The sequence below is a fragment of the Kribbella sp. NPDC059898 genome (assembly GCF_042730855.1).
Lineage (GTDB): Bacteria > Actinomycetota > Actinomycetes > Propionibacteriales > Kribbellaceae > Kribbella.
This window is the reverse complement of sequence record NZ_JBHWKR010000008.1, coordinates 19,173-36,639: the sequence shown is the minus strand read 5'-3', so window position 1 is coordinate 36,639 and position 17,467 is coordinate 19,173. Positions and strand designations below refer to the sequence as shown.

The following is a 17,467-nucleotide window of genomic DNA, read 5'->3' as shown; positions in this document are numbered from 1 at the left end:
GGCTGCCGTCCGCATTCCTGTGCGTGGTCATCGGTTGGTCTCGGTGGTGATGTGGGTGAAGAGGCCTGGTTTGATGCGGGTTCTGGCCTGGTGGGACCAGGTTTCGTCGACCTGTGGGAGGTCGAGGGCGGCGTTGGTGTTGAGGAGCTGGCCGAAGGCGAGGAACGCCTTCACCGTGACCGGGTCCAGCTGGGCCGTGTCGGCGACCGACTGCCACAGCCGGGCGAAGCTCGTGCGGACGGCGTCGCGGACCTCGCCGTCGCCAGCGGCCGCGGCGGCGGTGCCCTGCAACTGGAGGAGCAGCGTCGTACGGTCGGCGAGCATGTCGTTGTACTCCTGCCCCATCGCCGTCAGCGCCTCGATCCCGTGCGTCCCGCCGGCCGCCGCGACCATCGCGAGCCGCATCCGCTCGAACGCCGCGTCCACGCACTCCAGGAACAGCAACTTCTTCGTCCCGAACATCCGGAACACGTACGCCTGGGTGATCCCCGCCCGGCGCGCGATCGTCTCGGTCGAGGCGCCGTGCAGCCCCGCCACGGCGAACTCCTGCTCGGCGATCCCGAGCACCTGTTCCCGCCGTTCCTGCCCGCTCATCCGTGTCGCCATGACTCGAAGTTAGTAGGTAGTAACTACTAACCACAATGTCTCCCGCATTACGTTTACGTGTGTATATTTACAGTCGTGAACCAGGAGAAGGAGTCGAAGATGACAGACCAGCGATTCAGCCGCCGCCGGGTGATCGGCACCGGAGCGGTGGCCGGTGTCGCCGCCGCGGCGGCCGGAGCGGCCGCGGGCGTCGCGTTCACCCAGACCGGCACCCCGCCGACGATGCAGGCCTCGGCCCGCAAACGGTTCGAGAACAAGGTCGTGCTGATCACCGGCGCCACCAGCGGGATCGGCCGGGCGGCGGCCCTGCTGTTCGCGGCCGAGGGCGGCAAGGTCGGGTTCTGCGGGCGCCGCGAGCAGCTCGGGAAGCAGGTCGAGGCCGAGATCAGGGCGGCCGGTGGCGAGGCGACGTACCTGCGCGCCGACGTCCGCGTCGAGGACGACGTACGGCGGTTCGCCGACGGGATCGCGGCGAAGTACGGCGGGCTCGACGTGTGCTTCAACAACGCCGGGATCAGCATCGAGCGGCCGCTGCACGAGTACACGACGGCTGAATGGGACGACGTGACCAACACCAACCTGCGCGGAAACTTCCTGGCCCTCAAGTACGAGGTGCCGCACCTGCTGAAGCGCGGCGGCGGGACGGTCGTCGTGACCTCGTCGTCGAACGCGATCGCGACCACCGAGAAGCGATCCGCCTACACCGCGACCAAGCGCGGCCTGGTCGGCCTGGTCCAGTCGGCCGCCCACGACTACGCGGCCCGCGGCATCCGGATCAACACGCTGATCCCCGGCACCACCAACACCGAGCTCGTCCGCCGGCTGGCCGGCATGATGAACGTCCCCGACCCGGTCTGGAACGCCCTGGCCGCGAACTGGGGCAAGACCCACGTCCACGGCCTGCAACGGATGGCGACCCCGAACGAGATCGCCGTCTTCGCGCTGGCGCTCGCGTCCGACGACTTCCCCTACCTGACCGCGTCCCAGCTCGTCATCGACGGCGGGAAGACCGCCTACGCGGGGTGACCAACGATCTGCCGGACGAGGCGGTCGACGTACCGGTCCTCGTCCGGCAGCTCGAACCACGGCATCGACACGCTCAACTGGGCCCGCCCGTGCAGGGCGAGCCACAGCTCGAGCGAGGTCTCGCGGACCTCGTCGTCCGACGCGTCCGGGAGGACGGCGCCGACCGCAGCGATCAGCGGCTCGAACGCGGCCCACCCCAGCTCGACCAGCTCCGCCGCGGGCGTGGCCGGCGCGTCGGTACGGCGGTGTGCGTGGAACATCACGGCGTACCGGCCGTCGTGCTCGCGCGCGTACCGCAGATAGGCCTTCGCCAGCGTGCGGACATCACCGTCGGCCGCGAGCAGACTGTCGCGGAGCTCGCCGAAGAAGCGTGCCTTGACCGCGCGCAGCAGCTCTGCCAGATCGGCGAAGTGCAGGTACAGCGCGGTCGGGCTGACACCCGTTGCCGAGGTGACCGTACGCACCGACAGCGAGTTCAGGTCCTGCGTTTCGAGCAGTTCCGCCGTCGCGGTCACCAGCGCGTCCCGCAGGTCCTCCCCCGACCCACGCGGGCTGCGGGCTCTGCGGTTCACCACGGTCACGTTGTGGAGTCTAATGGCTCATTTCTGGTCTAGATGAGAATTTTTTGGCGTTTCACGCAACCAAACCGGGATCCCGGAGCATCTCTCGTATGTACCTCGGGGGAGATCGATTGAGGGGACAGGAGCTGTGGGGGCTGTTGAGATCGCCGTGATTGTGCCGTGTTACAACGAGGCAGCGGCGGTGCGGAAGGTGGTCACCGAGCTGCGCGACTCGTTGCCGACGGCGCGGATCTACGTGTACGACAACAACTCGACCGACGGCACCGGCGCGATCGCGGCCGAGGCCGGCGCGATCGTCCGCCGGGTGACACGCAAGGGCAAGGGCAACGTCGTCCGCCGTGCCTTCGCCGACGTCGAGGCCGACGTGTACGTGCTGATCGACGGCGACGACACGTACGACGCGGCCCGCGCGGCCGAGCTGGTCGAGGTGCTGCTGACCGGCCCGTACGACCACGTCGTCGGCGTCCGGCGGCACTCGAACGAGGCGGCGTACCGGCCCGGGCACACGATGGGTAACCGGATGCTGACCGGTGCGGTCGGCAGCTTGTTCGGCCGCGACATCACCGACATGCTGAGCGGTTACCGCGCGTTCTCGCGGCGCTACGTGAAGTCGTTCCCGGCGTTGTCGCAGGAGTTCGAGATCGAGACCGAGCTGACCATCCACTCGCTGCACCTGCGGGTCCCGGTCGCGGAGGTCGAGGTCGGGTACAAGGAACGGCCGGAGGGCGGCGAGAGCAAGCTCCGGACGTACCGCGACGGCCTGCGGATCCTGCGCTGGATCCTGCTGCTGGCACGGCTCGAGCGGCCGACGCTGTTCCACGGTGTGCTTGCCGCGGTCTGTGGCGTGCTGGCGCTGGTGCTCGGCATCCCGGTGGTTCTGGAGTACCTCGACAGCGGGCTGGTGCCGCGGCTCCCGACGGCCGTCCTGGCGTCGTCGATCGGGCTGATCGCGATCCTGCTGGTCGTGCTCGGCTACCTGCTCGACGCGATCGGCCGGAGCCGGCAGGAGGCCGCGCGGCTGAGCTACCTCAGACACCCGGCGCCGACCCAGTTGCTCGAGCCTGCGAAAGCTGGGTCCGACGAGTTCCGGACGGTGGGATGAACCGGGGTTTCGCGGCCCGGGTGCGACGCCAGTGGCCGGCGCTCGCCGCCGCTGTCGCGGCCGGGCTGACGTTCGTGATCAGCGGCATCATCCGCGGCACCTACCCGTTCGGGGACGGGCCGCGGAGCACGAACGACCTCGGGCAGCAGTTCGTCCCGATGTACGCGCACTACCGCGACATGCTCACCGGCCACGGTGTTGGCGACCTGTTCTTCAACTGGTCGGGCGGCTTCGGCGTCCCGTTCCTGGGCGACTTCATGGCCTACGTCGGCTCGACGCTGTCGTGGATCGTGCTGCTGTTCCCGCGCGACCACATCGACCTCGCACTGTTCGGAGTCGACGTGTTCGCGATCGGGCTCGCCGCCGGCGCGATGACGGCGTACCTGCGCCGGCTGCGGCCCGGTCCGGCGTGGATCGCGGTGGTCGCGGGGATCTCGTACGGCGCGTGCGGCTGGGCGATCGACGACGCGGCCTACATGAGCGTCTGGCTGAACGGACTGGTCGCGTTCCCGATCATCTGCCTGCTCTGCGAATGGATCCTGAGCCGGCGGTCGACAGTCTCGCTGCTGGTCACGCCGTTCGTGGTCGCGTTGTTGTGGACGTCGCACTTCTACACGGTGTACATGGCAACGATCGGTGCCGCGATCGTCGTGGTGGCACGGATCCTGGCGTACGACGGTCACGTGTCCTGGCGCGATCGACTGACCGGCGGGCTGCGCTGCATCGTTGCCGTCGGCATCGGTATCGGGCTCGCGGCGCCGTTCCTGCTGCCGACGTTCCGGATCGTGCAGGCAGCACGGCCGAGCCCGGACGCCGCGTTCACACCGATCAGCATGATCGACTTCCTGGCCCGGTTACTTCCGGGCAGCGAGGGAGTCGGGGCGACGCCAGGACTCGCGGTCGGCACGGTGCTGTTGCTGCTCGCGGTCAGTTTCCCGTTCAACCGGGCGATCCCCGGCCGCGAGCGGATCGTCTGGTCGGCCGCGGTCGCGCTGACCGTGCTCAGCATGCAGATCGACTTCACCCACGACGTGTGGCACGGGTTCGACACCCCGAACGGCAGCCAATACCGGCAGGCGTTCATCGTCTCCGGTCTCCTGGTGATCCTCGGCTGGCAATCCGCGGCGGCCGGCCTCCGTACGGCGCTGTCCGTCGCGGCGCCGGTCGGCATCGTCCTCGTGCTGTACGCCGTGATGTGGAACGTCCGGACCACCACCACGACCACCCGGATCGTCGTACCGCTGCTGATCGTGATCGCCGTCGGCGCGTGGCTCGCGAGCCGCCGCCCGGACCGGATCCGACAGGTCGCGGTGGCGCTCCTGGTCGGCGCGGTCGTCGCCGAGGTCTCGGTGTCGTCGGCGGCGATCGACGCGCAACGCAGCAAGATCCTCAGCGCCAAGGCGCCGTGGGGTGACCAGCACACGGCGATCCGCGGCCTGGTGGAGTCCGCGGACGACTGGCCGACGTATCGCGCGGCACCGGGCGCGGACCAGACCGTCAACGATCCGATGCTGATGGGCGGTCAGGGACCGCAGTACTACTCCAGCACGATCCCGGACCGGGTCTCGCAGCAACTGCTCGACCTGGGCTTCGGCTACAGCTCGTACGGGCGGGCCACGATCGACCCGCAGAACCCGGTCGTCGACGCCGCGTTCGCGATCCGCAACCGGGTGGTCGTCGGGGACGACGACATACCCAAGCTGGAGACGTACGACGCTCCGCCGCTGGTGACCGTGCGGCCCGTGAAGGCCTTCACGTCCAGCGATCCCGGGCCGTTCGGAGTCCAGGAGACTGCGCTGGGCGCGGACGTCTACACGATGCCGAAGGTGCTGGGTGAGAAGGATCCGGATGCGACGGTCTCGGACCGGCGCGGCGGGCTCACGATCACGCCGACACCGGGCGCCACCCGGCCGGTCGAGACCACGTTGCATGCGACCTGTACGCCGGGGTCGGAGATCTGGTTCGCGGCGCCGACGTACGTGGGCGACGTGCTCGTCGACGGGCGCGACTGGGTGACGAACCTGGCGCCGACCGCGAAGAGCCCGGGCATCTACTCCGGCGCGCCGATGCTCCGGATCGGGACGGCGGGCGCGGACGGGAAGGTCGATGTGACGCTCCGGCTCGCGGCGCGGACCAAGCTGCCGTCGTCGCCGATCGGCTGCCTGCACAAGGATCGGCTCGACGCGGCCGTCGCGAAGCTCAGCGCGAGCAAGGCGTCCGCGGTGGACGTCGGCGGTCACAGCATCCACGTGCGGCTGCAGCCCGGCGACGCCGCGGCGGTGGTGATCGCCGTCGTACGGATCGACGGCTGGCGCTGCTCGGTCGACGGCAAGGCGGGCCGCAACCCGGGCACCCGCGGCGGTCTGCTCGCGGTCGCGGCGCCGGCGGGCGCGTCCGAGGTGTCGTGCGCGTACCGGCCCGTCGGCGCACGGATGGGGCTCGCCATCGGCGGGCTCGCTCTCCTCGGGCTACTGGCGATAGCCGGCGTGCTGGCACTGCGGCGACGAGGGGTACAGACCGACAGGTAGTACACCGGCGAGACGGTGTACGCGCGGGGCCGACCACGCTCAGGTGCACTGCCCCGGCAGGCGACATGTCCTGTTCTTGTGTACCCCGCACTACGACTGGATCGCTTTGACGATCGCGATGTTCCTGGTCAGCCAGTCCTGCGGCAGCGACTCGTCGGTGTCGGTGGACTCGAGCGTCCACAGCACGTTCAGCATCTGCCGGACGATCACCCAGTCGCGGGCGCGGTCCTCGTCGAAACCGGCCGCGTCGACCGCGGTCCAGAACCGCTGCCGGACGGCGAACCGCAGGTCGTGGGCGGCCGTGACCTCGTCCCAGCGGTTCCAGATCAGCGGCGCGACCTCGAAGTGCGGGTCGCCGGACAGCGGCTTCGGGTCGATCACCAGCCACGGCTCGCGGTCGGCGGCGAGCATGTTCTCGTAGTGCAGGTCGGTGTGGATCAGCCGCCCGTCGGTGGCCGGGTCCGCGATGAAGTCCGACGCCAGCGAGATCGCCTGCTCGACGTACCGGTGCGGCACCGGCGCGGAGGCCGGCAGTTGCCGGAACCGCTCGACCCAGCCGGTCAGCTCCCCCGACAGCGTCCGGTACTGCGGACCCGCCGGGATGTGCAGCCGCTTGTAGGTCTGGCCAACGATCTCGCAGGCGTCCAGCGCGTCGATCGTGGTCAGGTCGCGCGGATGCAGCCGTTCCAGCAGGAGCGCGAACCGGCGCGGGTCCGCGCGCAGCAGCTGCACGGTGCCGTTGGCGGCCCAGTCCCGCAGCGCGAGGTGCTCGGTTTCCGCCTCCCAGTGCGGGAACTGGACCTTCAGTACGGCGCTCTTGCCCTCGGCAAGCACCGGTACGACGAGCGCACAGTTGCCGTACGCCGGCGTACCGTCGGCCTGCAGGCCCCACTCGTCGAGCAGCTCCCGCACCAGCCGCGGCAGCCGATCCAGCCAGTCGGCCCAGTCCTGCCCCCGCGAGGCGACAACCAGCAGACCTTCGGGAATCTGGATCGGCAACCTACTTCTTGCCTGCCTTCTCGCCGGCGTCGGTGGTCCGCAGCGCGGCGATGAAGGCCTCCTGCGGGACCTCGACGCGGCCGACCATCTTCATCCGCTTCTTGCCTTCCTTCTGCTTCTCCAGCAGCTTGCGCTTCCGGGTGATGTCACCGCCGTAGCACTTCGCGAGGACGTCCTTGCGCATCGCCCGGATCGACTCCCGGGCGATGATCCGGGACCCGATCGCGGCCTGGATCGGCACCTCGAACTGCTGCCGCGGGATCAGCTCCTTGAGCTTCCCGGCCAGCGCGACGCCGTACGCGTAGGCGTTGTCGCGGTGCACGATCGCGGAGAACGCGTCCACCGTCTCGCCCTGCAGCAGGATGTCGACCTTGACCAGCGCGGCCGTCTGCTCACCGGTCGGCTCGTAGTCCAGCGACGCGTAGCCCTTGGTCTTGGACTTCAGCTGGTCGAAGAAGTCGAACACGATCTCGGCCAGCGGCAGCGTGTAGCGCAGCTCGACCCGGTCCTCGGACAGGTACTCCATCCCGAGCAGGTTGCCGCGCTTGGACTGGCACAGCTCCATGATGACGCCGATGTAGTCCTTCGGGCTCAGGATCGTCGCCCGCACGACCGGCTCGTAGATGTCGGCGATCTTGCCTTCGGGGAACTCGCTCGGGTTCGTGACGACGAACTCCTTGCCGTCCTCCATCTCGACCCGGTAGACCACGTTCGGCGCGGTCGAGATCAGGTCCAGGTCGAACTCGCGCTCGAGCCGCTCCCGGACGATCTCCATGTGCAGCAGCCCGAGAAACCCGCAGCGGAAGCCGAACCCGAGCGCGCCCGAGGTCTCCGGCTCGTACTGCAGGGCCGCGTCGTTCAGCTGCAGGCGCTCCAGCGCGTCCCGCAGCGTCGGGTAGTCGTCGCCGTCGATCGGGAACAGGCCGGAGTACACCATCGGCTGGGGATGCTTGTAGCCACCGAGGGCCTCGGTCGCACCGTGGACGGCCGCGGTCACGGTGTCACCGACCCGGGACTGGCGGACGTCCTTCACGCCGGTGATCAGGTAACCGACCTCGCCGACACCGATACTCGGCGTCTTCATCGGCTCCGGGGAGATCACCCCGACCTCGAGCATCTCGTGCACCGCGCCGGTCGACATCATCTTGATCCGGTCCCGGTGGACCAGCTCGCCGTCAACCACCCGGACGTACGTGACGACGCCACGGTAGGTGTCGTAGACCGAGTCGAAGATCAGCGCCCGCGGCGGCGCGTCCTTGACGCCCTTCGGCGGCACGACCTGGGCGACGATCTCGCTCAGCAGGTCCTCGACGCCCTCACCGGTCTTCGCCGACACCTTCAGCACGTCGGACGGGTCACAGCCGATGATGTGGGCCAGCTCCGCGGCGTACTTCTCCGGCTGCGCGCTCGGCAGGTCGATCTTGTTCAGCACCGGGATGATGTGCAGGTCCGCGTTCAGCGCGAGGTACAGGTTCGCGAGCGTCTGCGCCTCGATCCCCTGCGCGGCGTCGACCAGCAGCACGGCCCCTTCGCACGCCTCCAGCGAACGGGACACCTCGTACGTGAAGTCGACGTGACCGGGCGTGTCGATCATGTTCAGGATGTACGTCGTACCGTCCGGGGCCAGCAGGCCGCCCGGGGTGTCCGGGCCGGGCGTGAACGGCAGCCGGACCGCCTGGGACTTGATCGTGATGCCGCGCTCGCGCTCGATGTCCATCCGGTCGAGGTACTGCGCCCGCATCGAGCGGTCGTCGACCACGCCGGTGATCTGCAGCATCCGGTCGGCCAGCGTCGACTTGCCGTGGTCGATGTGGGCGATGATGCAGAAGTTCCGGATCAGCGACGGGTCGGTACGACCCGGCTGCGGCACTTTCGTGGGGCCAACGGGCACGGAGGGGGTCCAGTTCTGGTCTCGGGTGGTATATCCGGTCAATCATCCCATGCGGGTCCAGCAGATTCGAAAATCGCTGGCGGCCGCCCGATAGCGTGCTCCGGTATGGCGCATGCTGCTGGGGTCCGGTTGCCCTACTTCGAACTGCCGTCCGCCGTGCGGGCGTGGGTCGAGCGCACGCTGGGGTCGGTCGTGGTGTCGGCGAGCACCCAGCAGGGCGGCTTCTCCCCCGGCACCGCCGCGCGTCTGGTGACCGCCTCCGGCCGCCGGGCGTTCCTGAAGGCCGTCGGTACGTCGCTGAACCCGAAGACGCCGTCGCTGTTCCGGCAGGAGATCACCGCGATGCAGGCGATCGGCCGGCTCCCGATGGCGCCGGAACTGTACGCGGTGTACGACGACGGTGACTGGGTCGGCCTGCTCTTCGAGGACATCTCCGGGCGGCTCCCGGCGCATCCGTGGGAGCAGTACGACGCGGACCGAGTACTGGACGCGCTGGCGGAGCTCACCGACGTACTGGACCCGTCGCCGTGGCCGGACGCTCCCGTGGTCGCCGTACGCAGCCGTGACTTCCTGAGCCGCTGGGAGAACGTGCTGGCGGACGACCTCGCCGTACCGTCCTGGGTTGATGTCGAGGCTCTCGCCGAACAGGCGCGCACCGGTCTGCGGGCGCTGGCCGAGGGCACGGCGCTCGCGCACTACGACCTGCGGGCCGACAACATCATCCTGACTGACGACCGGGTGGTGTTCATCGACTGGGCACACCCGGGCCTGGCGCCGCGCTGGGCGGACACGGTGATCCTGCAGGCGGAGATGCGCGGCTCGGTGACGCTCCCGGAGCTTCCTGACGACCCTGGGATCACCGGGTTCATCACGGCGCTGGCGGGCGGGCTCTGGTGGGGTTCTGCGCAGCCGGCACCGCCTGGCATCCCAACGATGCGGACCTGGCAGCGCGAGAGCGCCCTCGTCCACCTGGACTGGGTACGGGAGAGACTGCACTAGCGCGGAATGCAGCGTTTTCGCCGGACGGGCGTCTCTGGGGTGTGACGAATCCAATGGTGAGTATCAGAGGCCCGGTGCCGATACCGGTGGCAGAGGACGCGCGCATCGCCGTGTCGAACCTCTACCACCGGCATTGGGCGGGACTTGTCCGCCTGGCCGTCCTGGTGACGGACGACCGGCAGGCGGCGGAGGACGTCGTACAAGAGGCCTTCGTGCAGCTGTACCAGCGCTGGCCCCTGCGCGAGTCCGAGGCCGCCGTCGGCTACCTGCGGACCACAGTGCTGAACCGTTGCCGCTCCGTACTCCGGCGTCGCCGGGTGGCGCGGCTCTACACCCCACCCCATGCGGCACCGGGCGCATCCGCCGAAAGCGCCGCCGTGCTCTGTGAGGAGCGCTCACAGGTACAACGAGCCCTGCACAGCCTTCCGACCCGCACCCGCGAAGTCCTGGTACTGCGCTACTACCTCGACCTGCCCTTCGACGAGATCGCCCAGCTCCTCGGAATCGGCACCTCATCGGCCCGGGCGACGGCCTCGCGCGGCCTGACCGCTCTCACCGACAAGCTCAAGGAAGTCCGATGAACGACACCGAGAACCGCCTCCGGGACTACCTCCACACCCAGGCCGCCGACGCCGTTCCGGCCGACGCCCACGGCCCCGGCCCGGAGTTCGGCGAACCCACCCGGGCCCGGCACTGGCCGGTGCTGCTCTCCGCGGCCGCCGTCGTCCTCGTGCTGGGGCTCGCGGCGACCTTCCTCACGCACCTCGGCTCCGGCAACGCCGACCCCGCCGGGCGGCCGACCAACGTCTATGCGCCGCCCGGCGCGCTGACGGCCGACCTGCCGAAGGTCCCGTACACGATCACGAAGAACAACGTGAGCACGCTGTACGACGACGGCCAGGCGGTCCGGCTGCCGGCCGGCGTCGAAACCTACTTCAGTCGCCGGGTCGACGGCGGCTGGCTGGCGCAGTCCGACGGCCCGGGCGACTTCAAGGCCGGCGTCCTGCTCCAGAACGGGACCTTCCGCCAGGTCGGCCCGGAGCGCAGCGACATGCCGACCCTGTCACCGGACCGCACGCAGGTCGCCGTCGTCCACAGCACTGCGGGCACTGACCTGGGCCAGGTCCTGGTGCTGGACCTTCGGACCGGCCGCGAGGTCTCGCGCACGCCGGTCGGAAGCGTCCCGCTGCTGCGGGGCTGGAACAAGGACGGCATCTGGTTCAGCAACGGTGAGCACGACAGCCCGCCGACCATCGGAACCCTGTACGTGTGGAGGCCGGGAAGCGGCGAGCCACAGCGGGTATCGGTCCCGGGCTACGCCGGTAGCCTCGACGTTCCCGCCGAGCCCGGGAATGTCGTCGTCACCACCGGAACGATCGGCCACGAGTGCCTGGTGGCGGGCAGCCTGAGCGACGGCAAGTTCGTCCAGCAGCGGAAGTTCTGCTCCACGTCGACCGCCGCGGTCTACCCCGTGCTCGCACCGGACGGCCGGACGATGCTGGACACCGGCGCGAACCAGGCGGTCGACCTCGGTACCGGCAGGACCACAAAGTTCCAGCTGCCGGACGCGATCACGGCCTGGCCGGAACCGGTCTTCGAGGACGCGGCCCACGTGCTCCTGCTGACCGAACGGCAGCCGAAGGGCGGCCACGGCGACATCCTCCAGCAATTGTTCCGGTGCGATGTCACCAGTGGCGCCTGCAAGCTGGTGATGAAGGACGGTAGCAACCTGAAGCTCAGCAAGCCCTGAAACAGATGGTGGGGCGGCCCCTTTGGCGGGGCCGCCCGCTTTCAGCAGTCTACGCGGACCACGGTGTTGCCGGAGCCGTCGGCGCCGTCGGAGAAGTGCAGTTGGCCCAGGTACCTGGTGCCGGCGGTCAGGCCGGTCCAGTTGGCTGTGACGGTCGTATCGCCCGCTACCTGGACCTGTTGGGTGGCGGGAGTCACGGTCAGGTTGCCTGTGCTCTTCTGCAGCTCCCAGTGGTTGAGCTTTACCTGCTGCTCGTTCGCCCCGGCGTACAGGTCGACGTACACGTCAACCGGACCGCCCGCGGGCTGCGACAGGTTCACCTCTTCCTCGGCGGAGCCACCGGTGCTGCTGCCGAGCAGGGTCGTCGTACCGGCCTTGTAGACGAACACGTCCAGGTCGGTGCCTGCCGGATAGTCCGCGTCGAACGTGGAGAACCTGGCGTACGTCGTACCCACCGGGACGTCAGCGGTGAACTTCGCGACGTGGTCGTTCGCCTTGGGCGCGGTGGTCGGGAACGACACGCCACCCGGGTTCCTCAGCGTTGCCTCGCCCACGGTCGCCGGGTTCAGACCCAAGGCCGTCGTGTTGAGCGTGCCGGCGTATCCAGCGGTGACGGGGACGTCGACGGAGCCCGCCGTACCGGTGCCCTTGACCTGGACCGGCGCCTTGACCGTCAGCGGCTTGATCGCGAGCGTGCTGGCGACGGAGTGCTTCGCCGACTTCCAGACCAGCTTGCCGAACGAGTACTGCTCCAGCGGGGCGCCGTTGTTCTCGATCGTGACCGTGTAGGTCGTTCTGCGGCCCGGGAACGTGACCAGGAGCTTCGGCGACACCGTGATCTTCAGGCCCTTCGCACCCTCCACCGTCGGGAAGTAGACCTCGGGCGTCTTGCCGACGTTCGTGACCGTCCGGGTCACCGTCTGCTTGCCGGCCAGGTCGCCGATCGCGATCGTCGGGTAGTTGAGGTCGCTCAGGTCGATCTTGCCGTTCGCGCACAGCTCGTGCGTGCTCGGCACCTGCCCGGACCCGCAGACGAACTTCGTCCAGTCCGTGTACGTCGAGTCGTAGACCAGCCCCGGATCCATGCCGTACTTCGGCTGCACCTCGCCGGCGCCGTACCCGAACGGGTTGGCCGCCGAGCCGGAGTCGTTCTTGATCGGCTTGCCGCTGGTGTCCTTGTCGGTCGCGGTCGTCATCATCGCGGACTTGATCGCCATCGGGGACCAGGTCGGGTGCGCGCTCTTGATCACCGCGGCGATCCCGGCGATGTGCGGCGTGGCCATCGACGTACCGCTCATGAACGCGTACTCGCCACCGGCGGCGCTGAACGCGGTCGTCGCAGCCAGCACGTTCGTACCGGGCGCCATGATGTCCGGCTTCAGCAGGTCGCCGTTGCCGGCCGGGGACGGGCCTCGGCTCGAGGAGCTCGCGACCATCGGGGCGTTGACGCGGACCGGCGTACCGGCGCCGATCTTCGCGGTCGGGTTCGCGGTACCGCTGACGTACGCCTTGACCTCGGCCGTCTTGGTGTCGTCCAGGTGGACCGTCGGGACCGCGTGCAGGTCGGCGTCGAGCGTGCCCGGGACGATGTTGAGCAGGATCATGCCGATACCGCCGGCGTTCTTCACCTGCAGACTCTTGTCGGCGCGGGCGTTGACGCCGCGGTCGCAGACGACGATCTTGTCCTTCACCTTGGCCGGGTCGAGCGTGCCCGCCTGGCAGAGCGTGAGGTTCGTCGGGTTGGCACCGGCCAGGCCGGCGTCCTTCGCCAGTACGACCGGGGCTTCCGGCGTACCGGATCCGATGCCCGCGCCGGTGTAGGACTTGCCGTTCCCGAGCGTCACCGTGGTCTGGATGTCGCGGTCATGGGTGCCGTTGGCAACAGACGTGACCCAGGGGTACGTCTTGCCGACGGTCGCCTCGCCCGGACCGGTGTTGCCGGCGCTGCTCGCGACGAACACGCCCGCCTTGGCGGCCCGCAGGAACGCGAGCCCGGTGGCGTTCACGTACGTCGACCCGCTGCCCGAGATCGAGTAGTTGATGACGTCCACGCCGTCCGACACGGCCGCGTCGATCGCGGCGACGATGTCGGCGTCCGTACCGCTGCCGCCGCCCGACGCGTCGACCGCCCACAGCGCCTTGTAGATCGCCAGCCGGGCATGCGGCGCCATCCCGGAGCCCTGGCCGTAGTCGCGTCCCATGACCGTCATGTCGACGCCGTTGTTGCCGGCCGCCGTACTCGCGGTGTGCGTCCCGTGACCGCCGTAGTCGCGCGGCGACCTGAACTCCTCCGGGATCGGGCGGTTGCCGATGCCCTTGTCGAAGTACCGCGCGCCGATCACCTTGTTGTTGCAGGTGACGGGCGCCTCCTCGCCGGCCTGGCAGGTGCCCTTCCACTTCTTCGCGACGATCGCGTCGGACTGCTTGGTGGTCTTCATCGGCGCGAAGCTCGGGCGCTCCGGGACGTACCCGGAGTCGATCATGCCGATGATCACGCCGTCGCCGGCCTTGTCGACGCCGCCCGCCTGCTGCCAGGCGCCGCCCTTCCCGGACAGGCCGAGGAAGCGCGGGGTGTCGACGGTGTCGGCGTGCTCGATCTCGCTCGGCTCGACGCTCTTCACACCGGACGACTTCGCCAGCTTCACGGCGTCGTCGTACGACATCTCCGCCGAGAATCCGGCGTACGTGTAGTTGTAGTCGTAGAGCTTGGTGATACCTGGGACCTTCGTCAGGACCGCGTTGCGCTCGTTGGCGAGGTGCTTGACATAGTCGACGACGGGCGCCGCGGTCTTCAGCAGCTTCGCGCCGGGCAGCACCTTGGTGGCGGCGAGGCCGGCGATGTCACCGTCGTACTCGGCGACCGGTGAATCGTCGAGCTGGACGATGTACGAGCCGGTCGCGGAACGCTTCACGTCCGGATCGGCCACGGTCGGAGTCGGTTGGCTGGCGTGCGCGGCGTTCACCAGTACGGGTACGCCGGCCGCGGCGGCGATCAGTGCGGTCGCGGCGATGATCGCCGGTCGCTTGCGGGTCACGGAGTTCCTCCAGGGCTTGGCGGAGCGATGGCGGAGCTTTGGGGCTCGCGGGGCCCCGAGTATGCCGTCAGGCGTCGGCACTGTCACGCTCAGCGGAGCCCGCGACCGCCCAGAGCAAGGGAAAACCCGATGCCCGACCTGACCGAGTCCATCACAGTGCAGTCGTCCGCTGACACACTGTATCGATTGGTCAGCGATCTACCGCGGATGGGCGAATGGAGCCCGGAGTGCACGCGGGTGACCTGGCGGGGTGCCGGCACCGCTGCTCCGGTCGCGGGTGCGCGGTTCGTCGGGCACAACCGGGTCGGGATGGTCTCGTGGTTCACCTTCGGGAAGGTGGTGACCGCGGATCCCGCGCGGCGCTTCACCTTCGACATCACCTTCGGGCCGATCCCGATCTCCCGCTGGGACTACGTGTTCGCCGGTACCGCCGACGGCTGCACGGTGACCGAGTCCTGGACCGACCATCGCCCGGCCGTCCTGAAGACCCTGTTCCGCCCCGTCTTCGGGGACCGCACGCCGCGCAACGTCGACGGCATCCACACCACGCTGCTCCGGCTGAAGTCCGCGGCCGAAGCCGGGTGAGTTTGGAGGTGGGGGTTGCTTGTTGGTAATCTGTTCCTTCGCGTGCCCACGGGTGGTGTACAGCCGTGCGCGCAACACCATCCTGTAATGACCGCACACACCTGATCGAGGCTCTGCTCCGTGGCGAACATCAAGTCCCAGATCAAGCGCAACCGCCAGAACGAGGCTGCGCGACTTCGCAACAAGTCCGTGAAGTCGACCCTCAAGACGGCTGTCCGGCGCTTCCACGAGGCCGTCGAGGCCGGCGAGGCCGAGAAGGCCACCGAGACCGCCCGCAAGGCCGGTCGCCTGCTCGACAAGGCCGTCAGCAAGGGCGTGATCCACGCCAACCAGGCCGCCAACCGCAAGTCGGCGATCTTCAAGAAGGCCGCGTCGCTCTGACGCCCCGGCCACGTCCCTGACGCAGCCCCAAACGATCGGCCCGGTCCACCAACCCGGCCGATCGTTTTCGCGTTCCCGAACACACCCCGCACCACCCCCACACCACGCAGCGCAGCCAGCACCCACCGTGGAACGCCCCCACTCCGCCACGCAGCGCCCAACCGGGGCCGCCTGGATCGGGCGGCTAGCACCCGACGGGACGCTTGGGTGGGGTGGTTAGCGCCCGACCGGGGCGCCTCGATCGGGTAGTTAGCGCCCGACCGGGGCGCCTCGAACGGGTAGTTAGCGCCCGACGGGGGCGCCTGGGTGGGGTGGTCAGCGCCCGACGGGGGTGCTTGGATCGGGTGGTTAGCGGCGGCCGTGGGAGCGGGTGATGGTGAGGACCATGCGTTCGAGGGCGTAGCCGGCGTCGCCGGAGGCGCCCTTCACATCGGCGTCGGCCTGCGCAACCGCCTTGATCGCGGCAGCCAGCCCGCCAGGCGTCCAGCCCCGCGCCTGCTGCTTGAGCTGCTTCAGCTTCCACGGCGGTACGCCGACCTCGCGCGCCAGATCCGCGTCCCGCATCCCGCCCGACGCGCTCGCGTACTTCGCCAGCCCGCGCAACCCGCCGGCCATCGCACTCGTCACCAGCACCGGCGCGACCCCGCAGTCCAGCGCCCAGCGCAGCTGCTCCAGCGCCGGCTCCGTCCGCCCGGCGATCGCCGCATCCGCGACCGCGAAGCTCGTCACCTCAGCGCGCCCACCGAAGTACTGCCCGATCAGCTCGGCCGTCACCGCCTGCCCGCCCGAGTCCGACACCAACTGCGAACACGCACCCGCGAGCGCCCGCAGATCGTGCCCCACCGCGTCGACCAGCGCCGATGCCGCGCCCTCGTCGACCGTCCCACCCAGCAACCGGATCTCGCCGGCCACGAACTGCGGCAACTCCCACGCCTTCGGCGCCGTCGCGACGACCTCGTTGACCGATGCCTTCCGCAACTTGTCGAGGACGCCCTTGCCCTTCTGCCCACCCGAGTGCACGAGCACCACGAGTACGTCGTCCGCCGGCGACCCGGCGTACTCGACCAGATGCGCCGCCATCTCGCTCGGCAGGTTCTCCAGCGCGCGGAGCACCAGCACCCGCTCGCTCGCGAACAGCGACGGCCCGGTCAGTTCCGCGAACACCCCGACGTCCAGCGTCGACGCGTCGAGATCGGTCACCTCGACCTCGGAACTGGTCTTGGACACGGCCGCGATCGCCGACCGCACCGCCCGGTCCGCCAGGAACGACTCGGAGCCGGTCACCAGCAGGACATCACCGAGCTTCGGCGCAGAACCTTTACGAGCAGCCACGGTGCCCAGCATCCCACGACGCCCGGACAATCCGGGTGCGCACCCACACCGAAACCGCGAGGATGAACCCATGACCTCCGCTGCCGACGCGCCGCCCTCCTGCGACGCCCTGATCGTCGTGGACATGCAGACCGCTTTCGTCTCCGGCCCCGACGCGGTACCGGACGCCGCCCAGCTCCTGGACCGGGTCCGCGACCTTCTCACCCGCGCCCGGGCGGCCGGCGCGGTCGTCGTACACCTCCAGAACGACGGCCCGCCCGGCGCCGACGACGAACCCGGCACGCCGGGCTGGGAGCTGTACCTGCCGGCCAGCCCCGGTCCCCGCGAACACGTCATCCGCAAACCACGCGACGACGGCTTCGACGCCACGCCGCTGGGCGACGTCCTGGTGGCGGCCGGCGTCCGCTCCCTCGCCATTTGCGGCGTGATGTCCGAGATGTGCGTCCGCGCCACCGCGGAAACCGCCCTCGACCGCGGCTACCAGGTCGTCCTCCCCCACGACGCCCACGCGACGTACGACGTACCGGCAGTCCCCGGCGTCTCGGAGGTTGTCCCGGCCCACATCGCCTCCCGAGTAGCCGCGTGGTCCCTGGGAGACCAGCTCATGAACACCCTCCCCGCTTCATCCACGAGCTTCTAACCCGACCTAGCC

15 protein-coding genes are annotated in these 17,467 nt (G+C 69.4%); 9 read left to right on the top strand and 6 right to left on the bottom strand.

The genetic code is table 11. The features are described 5' to 3' along the window. Positions 1–27: 27 nt before the first annotated feature. A complete protein-coding gene (locus ACFV9C_RS24435) occupies positions 28–606 on the bottom strand; it encodes a TetR/AcrR family transcriptional regulator (protein WP_380197026.1) in 579 nt (192 codons plus the stop codon). Between the two features lie 99 nt (positions 607–705). On the opposite strand from ACFV9C_RS24435, the gene ACFV9C_RS24430 reads away from it, so the two are divergent. Continuing rightward, on the top strand, positions 706–1,632 hold the full coding sequence (locus tag ACFV9C_RS24430; protein WP_380197024.1) for an SDR family NAD(P)-dependent oxidoreductase: 927 nt from the start codon (positions 706–708) through the stop codon (positions 1,630–1,632). Here the strand turns inward: ACFV9C_RS24430 and ACFV9C_RS24425 are convergent. Continuing rightward, positions 1,620–2,213, bottom strand: coding sequence for a TetR/AcrR family transcriptional regulator (locus ACFV9C_RS24425; protein ID WP_380197022.1), 594 nt, complete (start codon positions 2,211–2,213; stop codon positions 1,620–1,622). The two genes, ACFV9C_RS24430 and ACFV9C_RS24425, sit on opposite strands and share 13 nt — an antisense overlap. Positions 2,214–2,340: 127 nt before the next feature. Here ACFV9C_RS24425 and ACFV9C_RS24420 point away from each other — a divergent pair, with 127 nt between their 5' ends. Both ACFV9C_RS24420 and ACFV9C_RS24415 read left to right on the top strand, forming a co-directional pair. Next, positions 2,341–3,315: a glycosyltransferase gene (locus tag ACFV9C_RS24420; RefSeq protein WP_380197020.1), complete on the top strand. Its 975-nt coding sequence runs from the start codon at positions 2,341–2,343 to the stop codon at positions 3,313–3,315. Next, complete coding sequence (locus ACFV9C_RS24415) at positions 3,312–5,843, top strand: YfhO family protein (protein ID WP_380197018.1); 2,532 nt, start codon at positions 3,312–3,314, stop codon at positions 5,841–5,843. Before ACFV9C_RS24420 ends, ACFV9C_RS24415 begins: the two co-directional genes overlap by 4 nt. A gap of 90 nt (positions 5,844–5,933) precedes the next feature. Here ACFV9C_RS24415 and ACFV9C_RS24410 read toward each other — a convergent pair whose 3' ends face one another. Together ACFV9C_RS24410 and lepA are read right to left on the bottom strand one after the other, a co-directional pair. Beyond that, the gene (locus ACFV9C_RS24410; RefSeq protein ID WP_380197016.1) at positions 5,934–6,842 is read right to left on the bottom strand and encodes an aminoglycoside phosphotransferase family protein; all 909 of its coding nucleotides are present in this window, start codon (positions 6,840–6,842) and stop codon (positions 5,934–5,936) included. Position 6,843: 1 nt separating this feature from the next. Beyond that, on the bottom strand, positions 6,844–8,733 hold the full coding sequence (gene lepA, locus ACFV9C_RS24405) for a translation elongation factor 4 (protein ID WP_380197014.1): 1,890 nt from the start codon (positions 8,731–8,733) through the stop codon (positions 6,844–6,846). A 105-nt stretch (positions 8,734–8,838) separates the two neighbouring features. On the opposite strand from lepA, the gene ACFV9C_RS24400 reads away from it, so the two are divergent. The 3 genes from ACFV9C_RS24400 (at position 8,839) to ACFV9C_RS24390 (ending at position 11,482) form a co-directional block, all read left to right on the top strand. After that, entirely contained in the window at positions 8,839–9,732 is an 894-nt protein-coding gene (locus tag ACFV9C_RS24400) for a phosphotransferase family protein (RefSeq protein WP_380197012.1), read from the top strand. A 74-nt stretch (positions 9,733–9,806) separates the two neighbouring features. After that, positions 9,807–10,313 carry an RNA polymerase sigma factor gene (locus tag ACFV9C_RS24395; protein WP_380197010.1) on the top strand — a complete coding sequence of 169 codons (507 nt, stop codon included), beginning with the start codon at positions 9,807–9,809 and terminating at the stop codon, positions 10,311–10,313. Next, positions 10,310–11,482: a hypothetical protein gene (locus ACFV9C_RS24390; RefSeq protein WP_380197008.1), complete on the top strand. Its 1,173-nt coding sequence runs from the start codon at positions 10,310–10,312 to the stop codon at positions 11,480–11,482. Before ACFV9C_RS24395 ends, ACFV9C_RS24390 begins: the two co-directional genes overlap by 4 nt. A gap of 41 nt (positions 11,483–11,523) precedes the next feature. Here ACFV9C_RS24390 and ACFV9C_RS24385 read toward each other — a convergent pair whose 3' ends face one another. Beyond that, positions 11,524–14,517: a S8 family serine peptidase gene (locus ACFV9C_RS24385; RefSeq protein ID WP_380197006.1), complete on the bottom strand. Its 2,994-nt coding sequence runs from the start codon at positions 14,515–14,517 to the stop codon at positions 11,524–11,526. A gap of 27 nt (positions 14,518–14,544) precedes the next feature. Between ACFV9C_RS24385 and ACFV9C_RS24380 the strand changes: the two genes are divergently transcribed. Together ACFV9C_RS24380 and rpsT are read left to right on the top strand one after the other, a co-directional pair. Continuing rightward, on the top strand, positions 14,545–15,102 hold the full coding sequence (locus ACFV9C_RS24380; RefSeq protein WP_380197004.1) for an SRPBCC family protein: 558 nt from the start codon (positions 14,545–14,547) through the stop codon (positions 15,100–15,102). A 120-nt stretch (positions 15,103–15,222) separates the two neighbouring features. Next, positions 15,223–15,483 (top strand): 30S ribosomal protein S20, encoded by a 261-nt coding sequence (gene rpsT, locus ACFV9C_RS24375; protein ID WP_380197003.1) that lies wholly within the window; start codon positions 15,223–15,225, stop codon positions 15,481–15,483. A gap of 348 nt (positions 15,484–15,831) precedes the next feature. Here rpsT and holA read toward each other — a convergent pair whose 3' ends face one another. After that, positions 15,832–16,815, bottom strand: a complete 984-nt coding sequence (gene holA, locus ACFV9C_RS24370) for a DNA polymerase III subunit delta (protein WP_380197001.1) — start codon at positions 16,813–16,815, stop codon at positions 15,832–15,834. 70 nt (positions 16,816–16,885) lie between these two features. Here holA and ACFV9C_RS24365 point away from each other — a divergent pair, with 70 nt between their 5' ends. After that, on the top strand, positions 16,886–17,455 hold the full coding sequence (locus tag ACFV9C_RS24365) for an isochorismatase family protein (protein ID WP_380196999.1): 570 nt from the start codon (positions 16,886–16,888) through the stop codon (positions 17,453–17,455). The last annotated feature ends 12 nt before the right edge of the window (positions 17,456–17,467 follow it).